The sequence below is a fragment of the Azospirillum palustre genome (assembly GCF_002573965.1).
Taxonomy (GTDB): Bacteria; Pseudomonadota; Alphaproteobacteria; order Azospirillales; family Azospirillaceae; genus Azospirillum; species Azospirillum palustre.
The window spans coordinates 382891-397324 of the sequence record NZ_PDKW01000037.1; the positions used below are offsets into that span (position 1 = coordinate 382891).

Sequence of the window (14434 nt, forward strand, 5' to 3'; positions counted from 1 at the left end):
ACTCCAGATATATTAAAAAATAGGTGAATTTTGCAAACAAACCGACCTCGCCCCCTAAAATATCTGATCTTACACCTCATAAGTACTAGTAAAAGTGCATATATAATGTGGGAACCTTCATTGTGAGGTCATCATGGAAACCCATCTTTTCGACAGCCGGGCAAATGCCGTTCATTTCCTGCGTGCGAACGGTTTCGAGTTTTGGGAGCCATATCCGGATTATTGGCTGAAGAAGGATCATTCAAGCCATCTTTTTGGGGACATCGAGGAGCATTCGAAAGATGAGATTCTGGTGGTTATCCATCCTGGTTCGGCGGTTGACAGCATCGTAAACAGGCGCCACCACCAGCAGGAGCGTCAGCGTCGGAATAACGCACAGTCATGAGTGATCCTGCTTTACGCGCAGTCGCATCATCACAATGCGTTGCCTGATACCGTGCCGTTCCAGCTTAGGGATCGGCCTCCCCCCTTGGGTGCCGGTCAACTCACCCTCAGAAGGGTCGCGATCTGCTCCGCCAGAGCCTGTGGTTTGAAGGGTTTATGGAGAACCGCGCAGCGCTCGATCCCTTCCGGTCTGTCGGTATAGCCGGTGATGAGCAGAACGGGCAGCGACGGCGCAAGACGCCGGGTCTCCTGGATCAGGGCGACGCCGCTCATGCCCGGCATGGCATAGTCGGTGATCATGACATCGACCGGCATCCGCTCCTGAAGAACCTTCAATGCCTCCAATCCACTCGTGGCGGCAATCACCTGGTACCCAAGCATCTTCAGGACGGCCGCCGCACCGGCCCGGACCAGCAGGTCGTCATCGACCAGCAGCACTACGGCACCGTCCCCCGGAATCGTCTCGGACGGCGGCTCCTGGGTCAAAGCCCGCGCCTCCGACGCGCGCGGGATGAAGATGGTCACCGAGGTCCCCTTGCCGACCTTGCTGGCGATCGTCACGCCGCCGCCGGATTGGGCAACCATGCCATAGACCATCGACAGGCCGGGGCCCGAGCCCCCACCGACACCCTTGGTGGTGAAGAAGGGTTCGAAGGCCCTGGCCAGCGTCGCCTCCTCCATGCCGATGCCGGTATCGGTCAGGCTGATCGCGACATAGTCGCCGGGTGCCAACTCCGCCGGGCATCCCGGTTCGCCCTGCCGCCTGATGGCGATGTTGTCGGCACGCAAGGTCAGAACCCCGCCTTGGGGCATCGCATCCCTTGCATTGATCGCCAGATTGAGGATCGCCGATTCCAGCCGCGCCGGATCGACCATCACCGGCGCCGTGCCCGGTGGAACATCGATGTCGAAACGGATCAGGCCGCCCAGCGTGCGTTCCAGCAAGGGCCGCATGCCCGCGATAAGGGGAAGCATGTGTGCCGGCTTCGGCGTGAGCATCTGACGCCGGGCGAAGGCGAGCAGCGAATGCGTCAGCTGGGCACCGCAAGCCGTTCGCGAAGCCAGAGCAACGGAACGCCTCGGCTTCGCCAGCGCCGTGCTGGCACAATCAGCGGCGGGGGAACCCTGTACTGTCCGCTGGTCCTGTTCCGGCGCCGCCGGAGTTCCAAGGGCAGCCACCGAGACTCCGCATTCGGCAATTCCGCCCATGGCGGGCATCCCGTCATCCGCACACCGACCGGAGGAACGCCCATGACCACGCTGTTCCACTCCAACGACGGGCAATACCCCCATGGTGCCGACGTGCTGCGCGAACAACTGCGCTGGACGAAAGCCGAGCGCCGCCGGGACAAGCCAGCCTGATGCGGGGGGCCGTGCTGGCCCGTCTCACCATGGCCTGCGCCGTGGCCGGCGCAACCGCCCTCCAGAGTCCTGGACCACATGACCCCGAACGCCACAGCGGCCGGCCGGGCGTAACTTCAGGCGCAATCCATTGATTACAAACAGTTCACGCTCTGGAATTCGGAAATATAAATTCAATTGCAGAAGTGTGCATATGAATATCCACAGCGGCTTCTTTTAATTTTTTCCTCCGATCGCCAATGTGTCGTAAGCTTCTAAGCATCTGAATTGGTGAATATCCGCGTACCGGCCTAATACCCTCCCACCATAGCGATTTGGTGGACCAGAACAGTGGATGTCGGCAAAGACCGAGTGGGGGTCGTGGTATGGGGCTGGAGGCGGACAAGATGTCATCGGATGAAAGCAGGGATCGGCATTGCCAGGACACACCGTCCATGGCTCCGGCTGAAGGGCGGGACACGCGGTCCGGCCCTTTGGCAATTGTTGGAATCGGCGCCTCGGCTGGCGGCCTCAAGGCCATCACCGCGCTGCTCAGCGCCGTGCCGGCGGCCAGCCGCCTTGCCTTCGTGGTGATCCAGCATCGGATTCCGAACAATGAAAGGCTGCTGTCCGACCTCCTGGCAAAAGTGACGCCGCTGTCGGTCCATACGGCCCATGACGGGATTCCGCTGGAGGCAGATCACGTCTACATCGCTCCGGCAGGCTGGTTGCCGACCATGGAGGCCGGCCAGCTGCGCATTCGCGAATCGCAGCTGTCGACTGACGCGACCCTGCCCATCGACATCTTCTTCCGCACGTTGGCGACCGACCAACAGGAGAAGGCGATCTGCGTCGTGCTGTCCGGCACCGGTGCGGACGGCACCAATGGTCTGCGCTCGATCAAAGAATGCGGCGGGCTGGTGGTCGTGCAGGACCCGACAACCGCCGATTTCGACGGCATGCCGGGCAGCGCCATCGCCACCGGCATGGCCGATTACATCCTGGCGCCGGAACGTATGCCCGGCGTCATCGTCGATTTCGTTCACCAGCCCTATCTCGGCCCCGTGGCGGCAGAGCAGCCGGACGTACCGAACGCCGCACTGAGCGCCATCCTCGACCTGTTGAACGCACAGACCAAGCGCGACCACCGGGCATACAAGCCGCGATCGCTGGCCCGCCGCATCGAACGGCGCATGGGGATTCACCACATCGCCGACATGCCGGAATATCGATCCTTTCTGGGCACGCACCCGGCAGAGATCGAACTGCTGTCGCGCGACATTCTGATCAGCGTGACCCGCTTTTTCCGCGACGATCCGGCTTTCGAGGTCTTGGCCGGCGATTTCATCGCCCCGCTGGTGCGGAATCGGCCGGCGGGGAAGCCGATCCGCGTCTGGGTCCCGGCCTGCGCCACCGGGGAAGAGGCATACTCCATCGCCATCCTGCTGATGGAAGCCTGCGCGCAGAGCGGATCATCCCCCGACTTCCGGGTGTTCGCCACCGATGTGGACAGCCGGGCGCTGACCATCGCCCGCACCGGTCTGTATCCGGAAACCATCGCCGTCGACGTGTCGGTCGAACGGCTCGACCGCTATTTCACCAAGGCCGAGGGCGGCTACAAGGTGGCCAAGCCGTTGCGCGACGCGGTATCCTTCGCCCAGCACGACCTGCTCAGCGACCCGCCCTTTTCGAAGCTCGATCTGATCAGCTGCCGCAACATGCTGATCTACATCGAGCCGGACGTGCAGAAGTCCATCTTCGCGCTGTTCAATTTCGCTCTGGTCGAGAATGGCGGCCTGCTCCTCGGCACCGCGGAATCCATTGACGCGCGCTCCGACCTGTTCGCACCATTATCGAAGAAATGGCGCCTTTACCGGAAAATCGGCACGACACGCGGCAGCGCGGTGACGGTCCCGCCGACGAGCGGGCGGTCTGCGATCACGGTGCCGGCTCCGCCCACCTCCTTGCGTGGGACCAGCCCGGCCGACATCATCCGACAGGCCCTGTTGCTCGAATACGCCCCGGCGGCGGTTCTGATCGACGGGCTGCATCGCGTCCAATACCTGTTCGGTCCGACCGGCGAGTTTCTCGACCTGCCGACGGGGGAGCCGCCCTGGGATCTGACGGCGATGACGCGCGGGGAGTTGCGCCTGCAACTGCGCCGCGCCGTCGCCCAGGCGATCGCCTCGCACGGCCGTATCCAGATTTCCGGGATCAGGCACAACCGCCAGGGCGTCGTGGTATCGGTGACCATTCTGGTGATCCCGGTGCGCTTCCCCCGGGCCGGCAACGATCTGCTCCTGGTCACCTTCACGGCCGGCGACACGGCGCCAAGCATGCCGGCCGGCGAGGCCGCGCCGCCGCCGGCCGATATGGACGGCGTCGAACAGCTCGAAAGCGAGCTGCGCATGACCCGTGAAGAGTTGAACGACACCATCGAAGAACTCAGCGCCACCAGCGCGGCGTTGCGGGCCGCCAACGAGGAGATCCTGTCGATCGGGGAGGAGTACCAGTCGACCACCGAGGAGCTGGAGACCTCCAAGGAAGAGCTGCAATCCCTCAACGAGGAACTCAGCACGCTGAACGCCCAGCTCCATGAAAAGGTCGACGAGTTGGAGGCGACCACCAACGACCTCGGCAATCTGCTGAGCAGCACCGACATCGCCACGATCTTCCTGTCGTCGGACCTGCGGATCAAGCGTTTCACTCCGACGGCGACCCGGCTGTTCGCTCTGCTGCCGCAGGATACCGGACGCCCGATCACCGACATCGCCCGCCATTTCTCCGACCCATACCTGCTGGCCGACATCCGGTCGGTGTTGTCGTCAGTGACGCCTTCGGAACGGGAGGTGTCGATGGACGGCGACACCACCTACCTGCGCCGTATCCAGCCCTATCGCACGCAGCACGCTCGGGTGGAGGGGGTCGTCATCACCTTCAGCGACGTGACGCCGCTGAAGCGCACCAGTCTGGCCATGGCCCTGCGCGCGCGCCAGTACAAGCTGATCGCCGATCTCGGGCGCAAGGACCCCATCGGAGTGGAGGGGCCGGATACGCTGGTGGAAGCGGCCCACCTCATCGCCGAGGGGCTTGACGTGGACGGCGTCGCCATCCTCGGCCCCGGCGAGGATCCCTCCGGCCGGCGCACCGGGGACGCCGAGGATCTGATCCTGCTCGGCAGTGTCGGCTTCTCCCTTCCGCAGGATTCCGAGGTCAGGATCCCCAGCGACATGGCGACGCTGATCGGACGGGTGTTCCGGTCCCGGCAGCCGCTGATCGTCGAGGATTTCGCCACCGATCGGCGCGTCCGCTCCCCCGTGGCGCTGCCCGGCTGCCGGACTGCCAGCGGTCTGGCAGTCCCCTTCGGCAGCGAGGCACGGGGACCATCCGTCCTTGCGGTGCTCAGCCACACCGCCGGGCGGTTCAGCGATGCCGACCTGGAATTCGTCCAGGCCATCGCCAGCGTGCTGGGGCTGGTCATCGAACGGGCCGGGGTGCTGCGCGCGGCGCGGGCGGAGCGCGACTTCGCCCAGGCCATCGTCGATACGGTTCGCGAACCGCTTCTGGTGCTGGACGAGACGTTGCGGGTGGTCGGCGCCAGTGCTGCCTTCCACCAATCCTTCGCCACCACGCCGGATGGCGTGCTCGGTATCGATCTGGCGGAGATGGCCGGCGGTCTGCTGGCCGATCCCGCCCTTCACCAGGCGCTGGAACGGATTATACCCGACGGCACGGTCATCGAGGCGCTGGAGCTGACTGTCGGTCGAGAGCCGGGCGGTCAAAAGTCCGGCAGCCAAGGGTCCGGCGGCCAAGACACCGATGACCGGTATTTCGCCCGACGCCGCACGCTGCTGCTGAATGCCCGCCGCTTGAACAAGGCTGGCGGGCTGATCTTGTTGGCCCTGGAGGACGTCACCGAGCAGGTGCGAGTCCGCGAAGCCCTCGCCGCCGCCAAGGCGGCCGCCGAACAGGCAAGCGCCAGCAAGACCCGCTTTCTCGCCGCCGCCAGCCACGATCTGCGTCAGCCGGTCCAGGCACTGATCATGTTCCATCATCTGGTGGCAATGCAGCCACAAGGCGAGGCGGCGGGCAAGCTGCTGGTGAGTATGGGCAACGCGTTGGGCGCCATGACCGCCATGCTGGACGATATCCTGGATGTGTCGCGCCTGGACGCCGGCGTCATCGACGTGACGCTTCGGTCATTCCCGATCCAGGCGATGATCGCCGCGCTGCACGCCGAGCTTTCGCCGCTGGCCGAAGCCGCCGAGCTGACGCTGCACGGCGTCCGGACCGGCCTGACGGTGCGGAGCGATCCCAAGCTGCTGGAACGCATCCTGCGGAACTTCATTGCCAACGCGATCAAATACACCGACCAGGGCCACATCCTGGTGGGGTGCCGCCGCGCCGGCCCGAACCTGCGTATCCAGGTTTGGGACACCGGGCGCGGCATTCCGCCGAACCAGCTGGCGTCGATCTTCGAGGAATTCCATCAGGTCGACAATCCGGAGCGCGACCGGCGGCAGGGGCTCGGGCTGGGGCTTGCCATCGTGGAACGCCTTGCCACGCTGCTTCAGCACCCGATCCAGGTCCAATCGACACCAGGGCGGGGATCGATGTTCGAGATCCTGGTTCCGTTGGCCAGTCCGGAGGATCCCGTTCCGAAAGAGGAGGAGACGGCGATACCCGATGGCGGCAACGGCGAGCGGGTGGTGGTGATCGACGACGACCCGGCGGTTCTCGACGGGGTTGCCGCCTTCCTCCATGAATTGAATTATGATGTGGTGGCGGCATCCGACGGCGACATGGCGGTGGAGCGACTGGAGAGCCGGGCGCCGGACCTGGTCATCGCCGATTTCCGGCTCAGGGGCACGGAAACCGGATCTGAAGCAATCCGGCGGCTGGAGCGGCACTTCGCCACCCGGCTGCCCGGGATCCTCCTGACAGGTGATACCTCGCCCGCGCGCATCCGGGAAGCGAGTGCCAGCGGCTTCCTGCTGCTGCACAAGCCGCTCAGCCCGGAGCCTCTGCTGACCGCCATAAGACGGTCCCTCACAACCCAACCATTGAAGCCGGGAAGCGCCTGAGGATGAGGTTGAGGACGAGAGGGCCGATGGTTCCATTGCAGAGTTTGCCGGTGGATGCGGAAAGCACCATGTGCCGCATCCTCAGGCGGGCACTACACGAAAATCAAAGCAACAGCACATCGTCTGTCCATTTTCTACACGGGAAAATGTTCATCCAAACCGAGTGTGTGCTTCCGATAGCCGTGACGGTTCCCGGCCAACGTCAATACCAGCGGGAGCGCGGCTCCCAATTCCGCAACTGGGACGACGCTGGTGGTGCACGACCGCGAGAGGATGCTAAAGAGTGAGTTGACCGTTGGCGTAAAAATTTGGCATCGACGGTAGAATGGAACGCCGACGGGGACGCCGGGTTGCCGAACCGTGGATCGTCTCAGTTGAAATATCGAGAAATGCACTGTCAGCGAATACGCCATCAGCGGTATCCTCAAATGAATTCGGTTCGGTCCTTCGGGAGCCGCGGAAGGGCAGCAGCATGAACGACAAGGCATCCTTCCCGATCGTCGGAATCGGCGCGTCCGCTGGAGGGGTGGAGGCCTTGGAGGGACTGTTCCGTACCTTGCCCGCCGACAGCGGCATGGCCTTCGTGGTCGTCACCCATCTGGCGCCGCAGCATGAAAGCCTTCTGGCGGACATCATCGGTCGGTGTACCCCCACACCGGCACGCCAAGCCGTTGACGGGGATTTGGTCGAACCCGACCACATCTACACCCTGCAATCCGGAACCCTGCTGACGATCGAAGGCGGCCGGTTGCGTGTCCGGCCGGACAATGCCGCCCATCGCGACCGCAACCCGATCGACCTCTTCCTCAATTCCCTAGCCAGCGACCGGGGTGAAAGGGCCGTCGGCATCATCCTGTCGGGCAGCGGCAGCGACGGCACCCTGGGCGTCAAGGCGATCAAGGAGCGGGGCGGCTTCACCATTGCGCAGGGCCATGACGGCATCCACCGCCATGACGGAATGCCGAACAGCGCCATCGCCACCGGCGTCGTCGACCTTGTCGCGCCGGTGGAGACGATGGCGGCGACGCTGGTGGACTACACGCGAACCGCCACGCCGCTGGGCGACCTGACGAGCGAGAAGGAGGTGCGTGAGGATGCGCGGCTGGAGGCGGCGCGCCGAAGCATCACCACGATCCTGCGCAACCAAGTCGGACACGACTTCCGCGGCTACAAGCACAACACCTTTCTGCGCCGGGTCCAACGCAGGATGCAGGCCCTGCGGCTGACGGACATCGACAGCTATGTCGGCTATCTGCGCGAGGATCGCACCGAAGCCGCGGCGCTGTTTCGCGACCTGTTGATCGGCGTCACCACCTTCTTCCGCGATGGCGAGACCTTCCAGGCGCTGGAGGAGCTCGTCATCCCGCATCTGTTCGCCGGGAAGAGCACCGGCGATGCAGTGCGCGTCTGGGTTCCCGGCTGCGCCACCGGCGAGGAGGTGTATTCCATCGCCATGCTGCTGTCGGAATATGCGGAATCCCTCCACTCCGTACCGAAGATCCAGGTCTTTGCCACCGACATCGACGAGCATGCCCTCGAGGTGGCCCGTACCGGGCGCTATCCCGCCAGTCTGGTGCGGGATGTCCCGGCTGACCGGCTCAAACGCCATTTCATCGAAGACGGCACCAGCTATGTCGTCCGCAAGGAGGTGCGCGACCTGTGCATCTTCTCGGCGCACAGCCTTGTCCGCGACCCGCCGTTTTCGCGCATCGACCTAATTTCCTGCCGCAACCTGCTCATCTACCTGGGGGTGGAGCTTCAGGATCAGGTCATCCCCATGTTCCACTATGCGTTGCGACCCAGCAGCTATCTGTTCCTCGGCGTGGCCGAGACGATCGGGCAGCATCAGGCCCTGTTTGTGCCCATCGACAAGAAGCACCGTCTGTTCCGCCGGCAGGACACCGCTTCGGTGACAATCCCCTTCGCCTTGGCGGAGCATGGCGGCCGCTCGGTTCGTGGAGGGGCTGAGACGCCCCGCTCCATCCAGTCCAATGCCGCCAACCTGCGCGGGCATGTGGAGGCGCGCGTTCTGGAGCGTTTCGCCCCGGCCCACATCGTCGTCAACCAGAACGGTGAGGTGGTCTATTATTCCGCCAACACCGGCAAGTACCTTCAGGCGCCTCCCGGCGCCCCGAACCGCCAGCTTCTGGCGATGGCCCGTAAGGGGCTGCGGCTGGATCTGCGCGGCGCCGTGCACGAGGCGATGCAGACCCACAAGCCGGTGACCCGCAAGCACCTTGCGGTGGAGGTGGACGATCGCGTCCAAGTGCTGGATCTGACGATCGAACCGTTCGACCGAGAGGGGGAGGCCTTCTTCCTGGTTCTGTTTTCCGACGTCGGCCGCCCCAGTCCGCCGGAGGAGATTTACGGCAAGGAAAGTCAGTGGGGTCAGGATCCCGTTGTGGTCGAGCAGTTGGAGCGTGAACTTCGCGACACCAAGGAACGTCTTCAGAGCACGATTGAAGAATACGAGACCTCCCTGGAGGAGTTGAAGTCCGCCAACGAGGAGCTCATCTCGGTCAATGAGGAGCTGCAATCGACCAACGAAGAGCTGGAAACGGCCAAGGAGGAAACGCAGTCCGTCAACGAAGAGCTCCACGCCGTCAACATCGAGCTCAACAGCAAGGTCGAGGAGCTGGATCAGTCCAACAACGACCTCCAGAATCTGTTCAACAGCACCCAGATCGGGATCGTCTTCCTGGACCGCTGCCTGCTGATCCGGAGCTTCACGCCGGCGGTCACCCGGATTTTCAATTTGATCGCGAGCGACCGCGGCCGCCCGCTGACCGATATCGTCAGTCATCTCGATCAATTGGATCTTGACCACGACCTCGGCCAAGCCCTTGCGGGGACGGAGCCGGTGGAAAAGGCGGTCCGCTCCCGGGACGGCACCAAGCACTACATCATGCGCATCCTGCCGTACCGGAACGCCCGCAACGATCTGGAAGGCCTGTTGTTGACCTTTGTGGACGTAACGTCACTCAAGGAGGCCGAGGAGCAGCAGCGCCAGCTGATCGGCGAACTCGACCATCGGGTCAAGAACATGCTCGCCGTTGTGATCGCCTTGGCCCAGCAGACGCTGAAGACGATCGCCAAGGCTCCGGAATGTACCGCGTTTCTCGGGCGCCTGCAGGCGGTTGCCAGCACCTACGATCTGCTGACCCGTGACCGTTGGGGGAATATTCCCCTGAATGACATCGTGCTCAACGAGGCGAAACCCTATGCCGGCAGCGAAGGACGGTTCGTCGTTGAAGGACCCGCCGTTCAGCTCCGGCCCAAGGCCGCTCTGGCGCTCGGTATGGTGATCCACGAGCTGGTGACCAACGCCGTCAAATACGGCGCATTGTCGGTGGCCGAGGGTCGCGTCGTCGTGACCTGGGAGATCGGGGAGAAGGATGCCGATGCGGCACTGCTTGTCCATTGGCGCGAGACGGACGGCCCGGTGCTGTCGCCGCCCTCCCATCATGGCTTCGGCTCCAAGCTGATCACCCAGCAGATCCGCTACGAACTGCGTGGCGACGCCACGGTCGATTACCGTCCGACCGGCCTTGAGGCGACCTTCACCGTACCGATTGCCCAACTGAGGAGCGACGACGACGCTCCCGACTTCCCTGAGAGCGCCCGGTGACTGCAAAGCGTCTGGACGGCTGCCGGATCGTGATCGTCGAGGACGAACTGCTGATCGCCATGATGCTGGAGGAAATTCTGCAGGACGCGGGAGCCACGATAGTCGGCATGGCCGGCTGCGTGGCGGATGCTCTGGCGCTGATCGAGCGGGAAGACTTCGACGCCGCCGTGCTGGATGCCCGCCTCGATGATGAGCGGGTGACCGCCATCGCCGACGCGCTCGAAGCCGGCGCAAAGCCCTTCGTCTTCCACTCGGGATATGGACCGGAGCATCTGCCGTCACGGCACCGTCACCGGCCGTTGCTTCGCAAGCCGTCCAATCCCGCTGCCATCGTCCGCATGCTGTACGCTGCCATCGGCTGAACGGGGAGCGGTGAACCGGGCAAGGTGGGAAATTTCTGAAGGCGATGGTGCCGGATGGTCGCGTCCGCTGTTGATCCGGCGGTGATGGACAGAACTGAACGATAAGAGTCCGGCATGGATCGGCAGTCTCGGGACATTGTTGTCGTTGCGGCGTCCGCTGGTGGCGTTCAGGCGCTCCAGCGACTGGTCAGCCAACTTCCTGCCGACTTGGCAGCGACCCTTTTTGTCGTCGTCCACATCGGTACCAACCGTCCCAGTCTTCTGCCTCATCTCCTGAGCCGAGCCGGCCCCATCCCTGCCTATCATCCCGTTCATGGCCAGCCCATCGAACGCGGTCGGATCTACGTTGCGCCGCCCGATCTCCACATGCGGCTGCAGCCGGGGGCCATTCACCTTGATCGCGGCCCTAAGGTCCGCCACACCCGCCCGGCAGCGGACCCGCTTTTCGAGTCTGCGGCAGCGACATACGGGGCGAGAACGGTCGGGGTCGTGCTGACCGGCGGGGATTTCGACGCAACGGCAGGCGCCAGAGCCATCAAGGCGCAGGGCGGCCTTATCATCGTTCAGCAACCTCACGAAGCCGAAGCACCCTCGATGCCGCTCAGCGCCCTGCGTGACGATCACCCGGACCACATCCTCCACATCGACGATATGCCTTCACTTCTGGTCGATTTGGCCGAAGGGATGTAGCCAATCGCGTCAGGCAACGGTGACTGTCTGAGGAACTCGGCAGCTTTCGCTGCATTGTGGACGATCCTTCGGTTCCAATCATTTCATCGCCTCATGCAGCGCTTGTACGACAGTGGACGAAAGCGACGGCTTACGGAGCAGGGGGCGATGACAGTGGGAGCTTGGCAGATGCTCGGGGCCATATCCCGAGTGAAAAACAAAGGGGATGCCCCGTGCGTCCAGAGCCTCGGCAACGGAGGTGACCGGTTCTTCGTCCAATCTGGCATCCAGAAGCGCAACATGGAAGGTTTCGGCTTCGATCAGAGCGAGAGCGTCCACGGTCGAAGCGGCAAGCCGAACCACACTGGCGCCTGCCTCCAAGACTGCCGCCTCCAATACGACGGTAACGAGGAACTCGTCCTCAACGATGAGGACACGACGGTCGTTCAGCAGCCTTCCAGACATCCGCAGCCCTCCTGTTTTGGGGTTTCTCCAGAAGATATGCCAGTGGTCGCCGATGTGTTGCCGGGCAAAAGCTATGGACCCGCGCGCCGATGGAGATCTCTTTTCTGATATTGGCAATAATAACTGCCAGCACTATAATTGGTGGCGCTTTCGATCTGAGAAAAGAAAAATATTTCAAAGCCGACAATTTTGCGTTGTCCGGTGTGCCGGTTCCGACGAAAGTTTGGCCCTGCCATTCCAACCCAGCCATGATTGGATGGACTTGCCCGGAGAAAATGAAGGGCCTCCATCTTTAGCCTGAGGGGCTAGGAGTTTTGGCACGGGTAACGGTCAACGGCGTAAGGTGACGGAAAAGTTCAAGCGATAAGCCGTTCGACTGATCGCGACGAGTGGCCGAACCCTCCCGACACAGAAGGTCGAGGCCCGCAGCGGCAAGGTTTTCAACATCATGACCGGCCTCGGGATGCCAGTCTCGCGCAGGGTCGTCTGAACGCCGACTTTTCAGGATGGAGCCCTTCTCGACGCCCTGAGTTCCACATCACTGTCGTGGAGCGACATAACGGAAGAACACCTGCTTGATGATCTCCACGAGGACGAGATAGGTGACGACGGCGGCTACCAAGAACAGATAGAAGGATGTCGGCGGCACCACGAAGCCGAAGAAGGATGCCAGCGGGGTCAGCGGCAGCAGCGCGCCGACGGCGGCAGCTCCCAGCGACAACCCGGCCAGTATTGCGTTGGGTCGGCTGAGCCATGGGCTGCGGCGGGTGCGGATCACGAAGATGACCAGCACCTGGGTGGCAAGACTCTCCACGAACCATCCGGTCTGGAAGAGCGCCTCATCGGCGTTGAACAGGTGAAGCAAGGCGTAAAAGGTCAGGAAGTCGAACAGCGAGCTGACTGGACCCAACACCAGCATGAAGCGCTGGATCAGCCGCAGATCCCACTGCACCGGCAGGGCCAACGCCTCCGCCTCCACGTTGTCGAGCGGAACGCCGGCCTCCGACGCATCGTAGAGCAGGTTGTTGAGCAGCACCTGGGTCGGCAGCATCGGCAGGCCTGCCGATGCTGCCGACCCAGGTGCTGCTCAACAACCTGCTCTACGATGCGTCGGAGGCCGGCGTTCCGCTCGACACCGTGGAGACGGAGGCGTTGGCCCTGCCGGTGCAGTGGGATCTGCGGCTGATCCAGCGCTTCATGCTGGTGCTGGGTCCAGTCAGCTCTCTGTTCGATTTCCTGACCTTCTACGCCTTGCTTCACCTGTTCAACGCCGATGAGGCGCTCTTCCAGACCGGATGGTTCGTCGAGAGCCTTGCCACCCAGGTGCTGGTCATCTTCGTGATCCGCACCCGCCGCAGCCCCTGGCTCAGCCGACCCAACGCAATCCTGGCCGGGTTGTCGCTGGGAGCTGCCGCCGTCGGCGCGCTGCTGCCGCTGACGGCGCTGGCATCCTTCTTCGGCTTCGTGGTTCCTCCAGCCTCCTTCTACCTGTTCCTGGTGGCCGCCGTCGTCACCTATCTGGTCCTCGTGGAGATCGTCAAACGGGTGTTCTTCCACTACATCGCTCCACGACGGTGATGCGGCACTCAGGGCGTCGACGGGCTCCATCCTGGGAAGTTGGCGTTCAGGCGACCCTGCGGGAAACTGGCATCCCGAGGCCGGTCATGATGTTGAAGACCTTGCAGCCGACGCGGGCCTCGACGTTCTGAGTTGGGAGGGTCTGACAACTCGTCGCGATCAGCCGAACGGCTTCTTGCTTGAACTCTTTGGTCCCCTTGCGCCGTTGACCGTTACCCATGCCAAACCTCCCAGTCCCTCGGGCTATAGATGGAGGCCCTTCATTTTCTCCGGGCAAGTCCATCCAATCATTGCTGGGTTGGAATGGCAGGGCCAAACTTTCTTCGGAACCGGCACGTGGGCCAACGCCAAATTGCAGGAGCTGGGATATTTTTCCTTTCCCAAATCGGGGATACCACTTTTTATAGCATTTTCATATGTTTACGCCACCATTATGAGAAAGCCGACTCCCATCAGCGTGCATAGCCATTGCTTTTGTCCAACTGTACAGCGAAGGCCAAAGGCATATGGTCTACGGGACGCCTGATTAAAGGGAGCGGCGGATGTCCGAAAAGCTGCTGAACGACCGTCGTGTCCTCATCGTGGAGGACGAATTCCTCGTCACCGTCGTATTGGAGGCGGCAGTCTTGGAGGCAGGCGCCAGTGTGGTTCGGCTTGCCGCTTCGACCGTGGACGCTCTTGCGCTGATTGAAGCCGCCCCCTTCGATGTTGCGCTTCTGGACGCCCGATTGGATGAAGAGCCGGTCGATGACGTTGCCGAAGCTTTGGAAAAACGAGGCATTCCATTCGTTTTCCATTCGGGATATGGTCCGGAACATCTTCCAAGCAGCCATCGTCATCGCCCCCTGCTCCGCAAGCCATCGCTTTCATCCAGTGTCGTCCATGCACTGTACGAGGCGATGAAATAACTGGAACCGGGCGGA

Annotated in this window: 11 protein-coding genes; 7 read left to right on the plus strand and 4 right to left on the minus strand. The window is 62.9% G+C overall.

Annotated features, from left to right (window positions below):
• Positions 1-133: 133 nt before the first annotated feature.
• Entirely contained in the window at positions 134-385 is a 252-nt protein-coding gene (locus tag CRT60_RS35460) for a hypothetical protein (protein WP_143273067.1), read from the plus strand.
• Positions 386-480: 95 nt separating this feature from the next.
• Here CRT60_RS35460 and CRT60_RS03670 read toward each other — a convergent pair whose 3' ends face one another.
• Positions 481-1593 (minus strand): response regulator, encoded by a 1113-nt coding sequence (locus tag CRT60_RS03670; RefSeq protein WP_143273069.1) that lies wholly within the window; start codon positions 1591-1593, stop codon positions 481-483.
• Between the two features lie 626 nt (positions 1594-2219).
• Between CRT60_RS03670 and CRT60_RS03675 the strand changes: the two genes are divergently transcribed.
• From CRT60_RS03675 to CRT60_RS03690, 4 genes are all read left to right on the plus strand, one after another.
• Positions 2220-6809, plus strand: a complete 4590-nt coding sequence (locus CRT60_RS03675; RefSeq protein ID WP_244592241.1) for a chemotaxis protein CheB — start codon at positions 2220-2222, stop codon at positions 6807-6809.
• 325 nt (positions 6810-7134) lie between these two features.
• On the plus strand, positions 7135-10437 hold the full coding sequence (locus CRT60_RS03680; RefSeq protein WP_244592242.1) for a chemotaxis protein CheB: 3303 nt from the start codon (positions 7135-7137) through the stop codon (positions 10435-10437).
• On the plus strand, positions 10434-10799 hold the full coding sequence (locus tag CRT60_RS03685; RefSeq protein ID WP_098735083.1) for a response regulator: 366 nt from the start codon (positions 10434-10436) through the stop codon (positions 10797-10799). The genes CRT60_RS03680 and CRT60_RS03685 overlap by 4 nt, the downstream gene beginning before the upstream one ends.
• Before the next feature lie 114 nt (positions 10800-10913).
• A complete protein-coding gene (locus tag CRT60_RS03690) occupies positions 10914-11489 on the plus strand; it encodes a chemotaxis protein CheB (protein WP_098735084.1) in 576 nt (191 codons plus the stop codon).
• A 78-nt stretch (positions 11490-11567) separates the two neighbouring features.
• Here the strand turns inward: CRT60_RS03690 and CRT60_RS03695 are convergent, their stop codons facing one another.
• Positions 11568-11933 (minus strand): response regulator, encoded by a 366-nt coding sequence (locus tag CRT60_RS03695; protein ID WP_098735085.1) that lies wholly within the window; start codon positions 11931-11933, stop codon positions 11568-11570.
• Positions 11934-12471: 538 nt separating this feature from the next.
• Positions 12472-12984 carry a cation transporting ATPase C-terminal domain-containing protein gene (locus CRT60_RS03700; RefSeq protein ID WP_244592243.1) on the minus strand — a complete coding sequence of 171 codons (513 nt, stop codon included), beginning with the start codon at positions 12982-12984 and terminating at the stop codon, positions 12472-12474.
• A 14-nt stretch (positions 12985-12998) separates the two neighbouring features.
• On the opposite strand from CRT60_RS03700, the gene CRT60_RS03705 reads away from it, so the two are divergent.
• Positions 12999-13511, plus strand: a complete 513-nt coding sequence (locus CRT60_RS03705) for a cation transporting ATPase C-terminal domain-containing protein (RefSeq protein WP_244592244.1) — start codon at positions 12999-13001, stop codon at positions 13509-13511.
• Positions 13512-13557: 46 nt separating this feature from the next.
• On the opposite strand, the gene CRT60_RS36095 is transcribed toward CRT60_RS03705, so the two are convergent.
• Complete coding sequence (locus CRT60_RS36095; RefSeq protein WP_161957970.1) at positions 13558-13731, minus strand: hypothetical protein; 174 nt, start codon at positions 13729-13731, stop codon at positions 13558-13560.
• Positions 13732-14053: 322 nt separating this feature from the next.
• Between CRT60_RS36095 and CRT60_RS03710 the strand changes: the two genes are divergently transcribed.
• Positions 14054-14419, plus strand: coding sequence for a response regulator (locus CRT60_RS03710; RefSeq protein ID WP_098735086.1), 366 nt, complete (start codon positions 14054-14056; stop codon positions 14417-14419).
• The last annotated feature ends 15 nt before the right edge of the window (positions 14420-14434 follow it).

Excerpts from the sequence above, each read along its gene's own strand:
- CRT60_RS03680 (WP_244592242.1), top strand. The coding sequence starts at position 7,135 with ATGGAACGCCGACGGGGACGCCGGGTTGCCGAACCGTGGATCGTCTCA.
- CRT60_RS35460 (WP_143273067.1), top strand. The coding sequence starts at position 134 with ATGGAAACCCATCTTTTCGACAGCCGGGCAAATGCCGTTCATTTCCTG.
- CRT60_RS03690 (WP_098735084.1), top strand. The coding sequence starts at position 10,914 with ATGGATCGGCAGTCTCGGGACATTGTTGTCGTTGCGGCGTCCGCTGGT.
- CRT60_RS03710 (WP_098735086.1), top strand. The coding sequence starts at position 14,054 with ATGTCCGAAAAGCTGCTGAACGACCGTCGTGTCCTCATCGTGGAGGAC.
- CRT60_RS03705 (WP_244592244.1), top strand. The coding sequence starts at position 12,999 with ATGCTGCCGACCCAGGTGCTGCTCAACAACCTGCTCTACGATGCGTCG.
- CRT60_RS03700 (WP_244592243.1), bottom strand. The coding sequence starts at position 12,984 with ATGCTGCCGACCCAGGTGCTGCTCAACAACCTGCTCTACGATGCGTCG.
- CRT60_RS03670 (WP_143273069.1), bottom strand. The coding sequence starts at position 1,593 with ATGGGCGGAATTGCCGAATGCGGAGTCTCGGTGGCTGCCCTTGGAACT.
- CRT60_RS03695 (WP_098735085.1), bottom strand. The coding sequence starts at position 11,933 with ATGTCTGGAAGGCTGCTGAACGACCGTCGTGTCCTCATCGTTGAGGAC.
- CRT60_RS36095 (WP_161957970.1), bottom strand. The coding sequence starts at position 13,731 with ATGGGTAACGGTCAACGGCGCAAGGGGACCAAAGAGTTCAAGCAAGAA.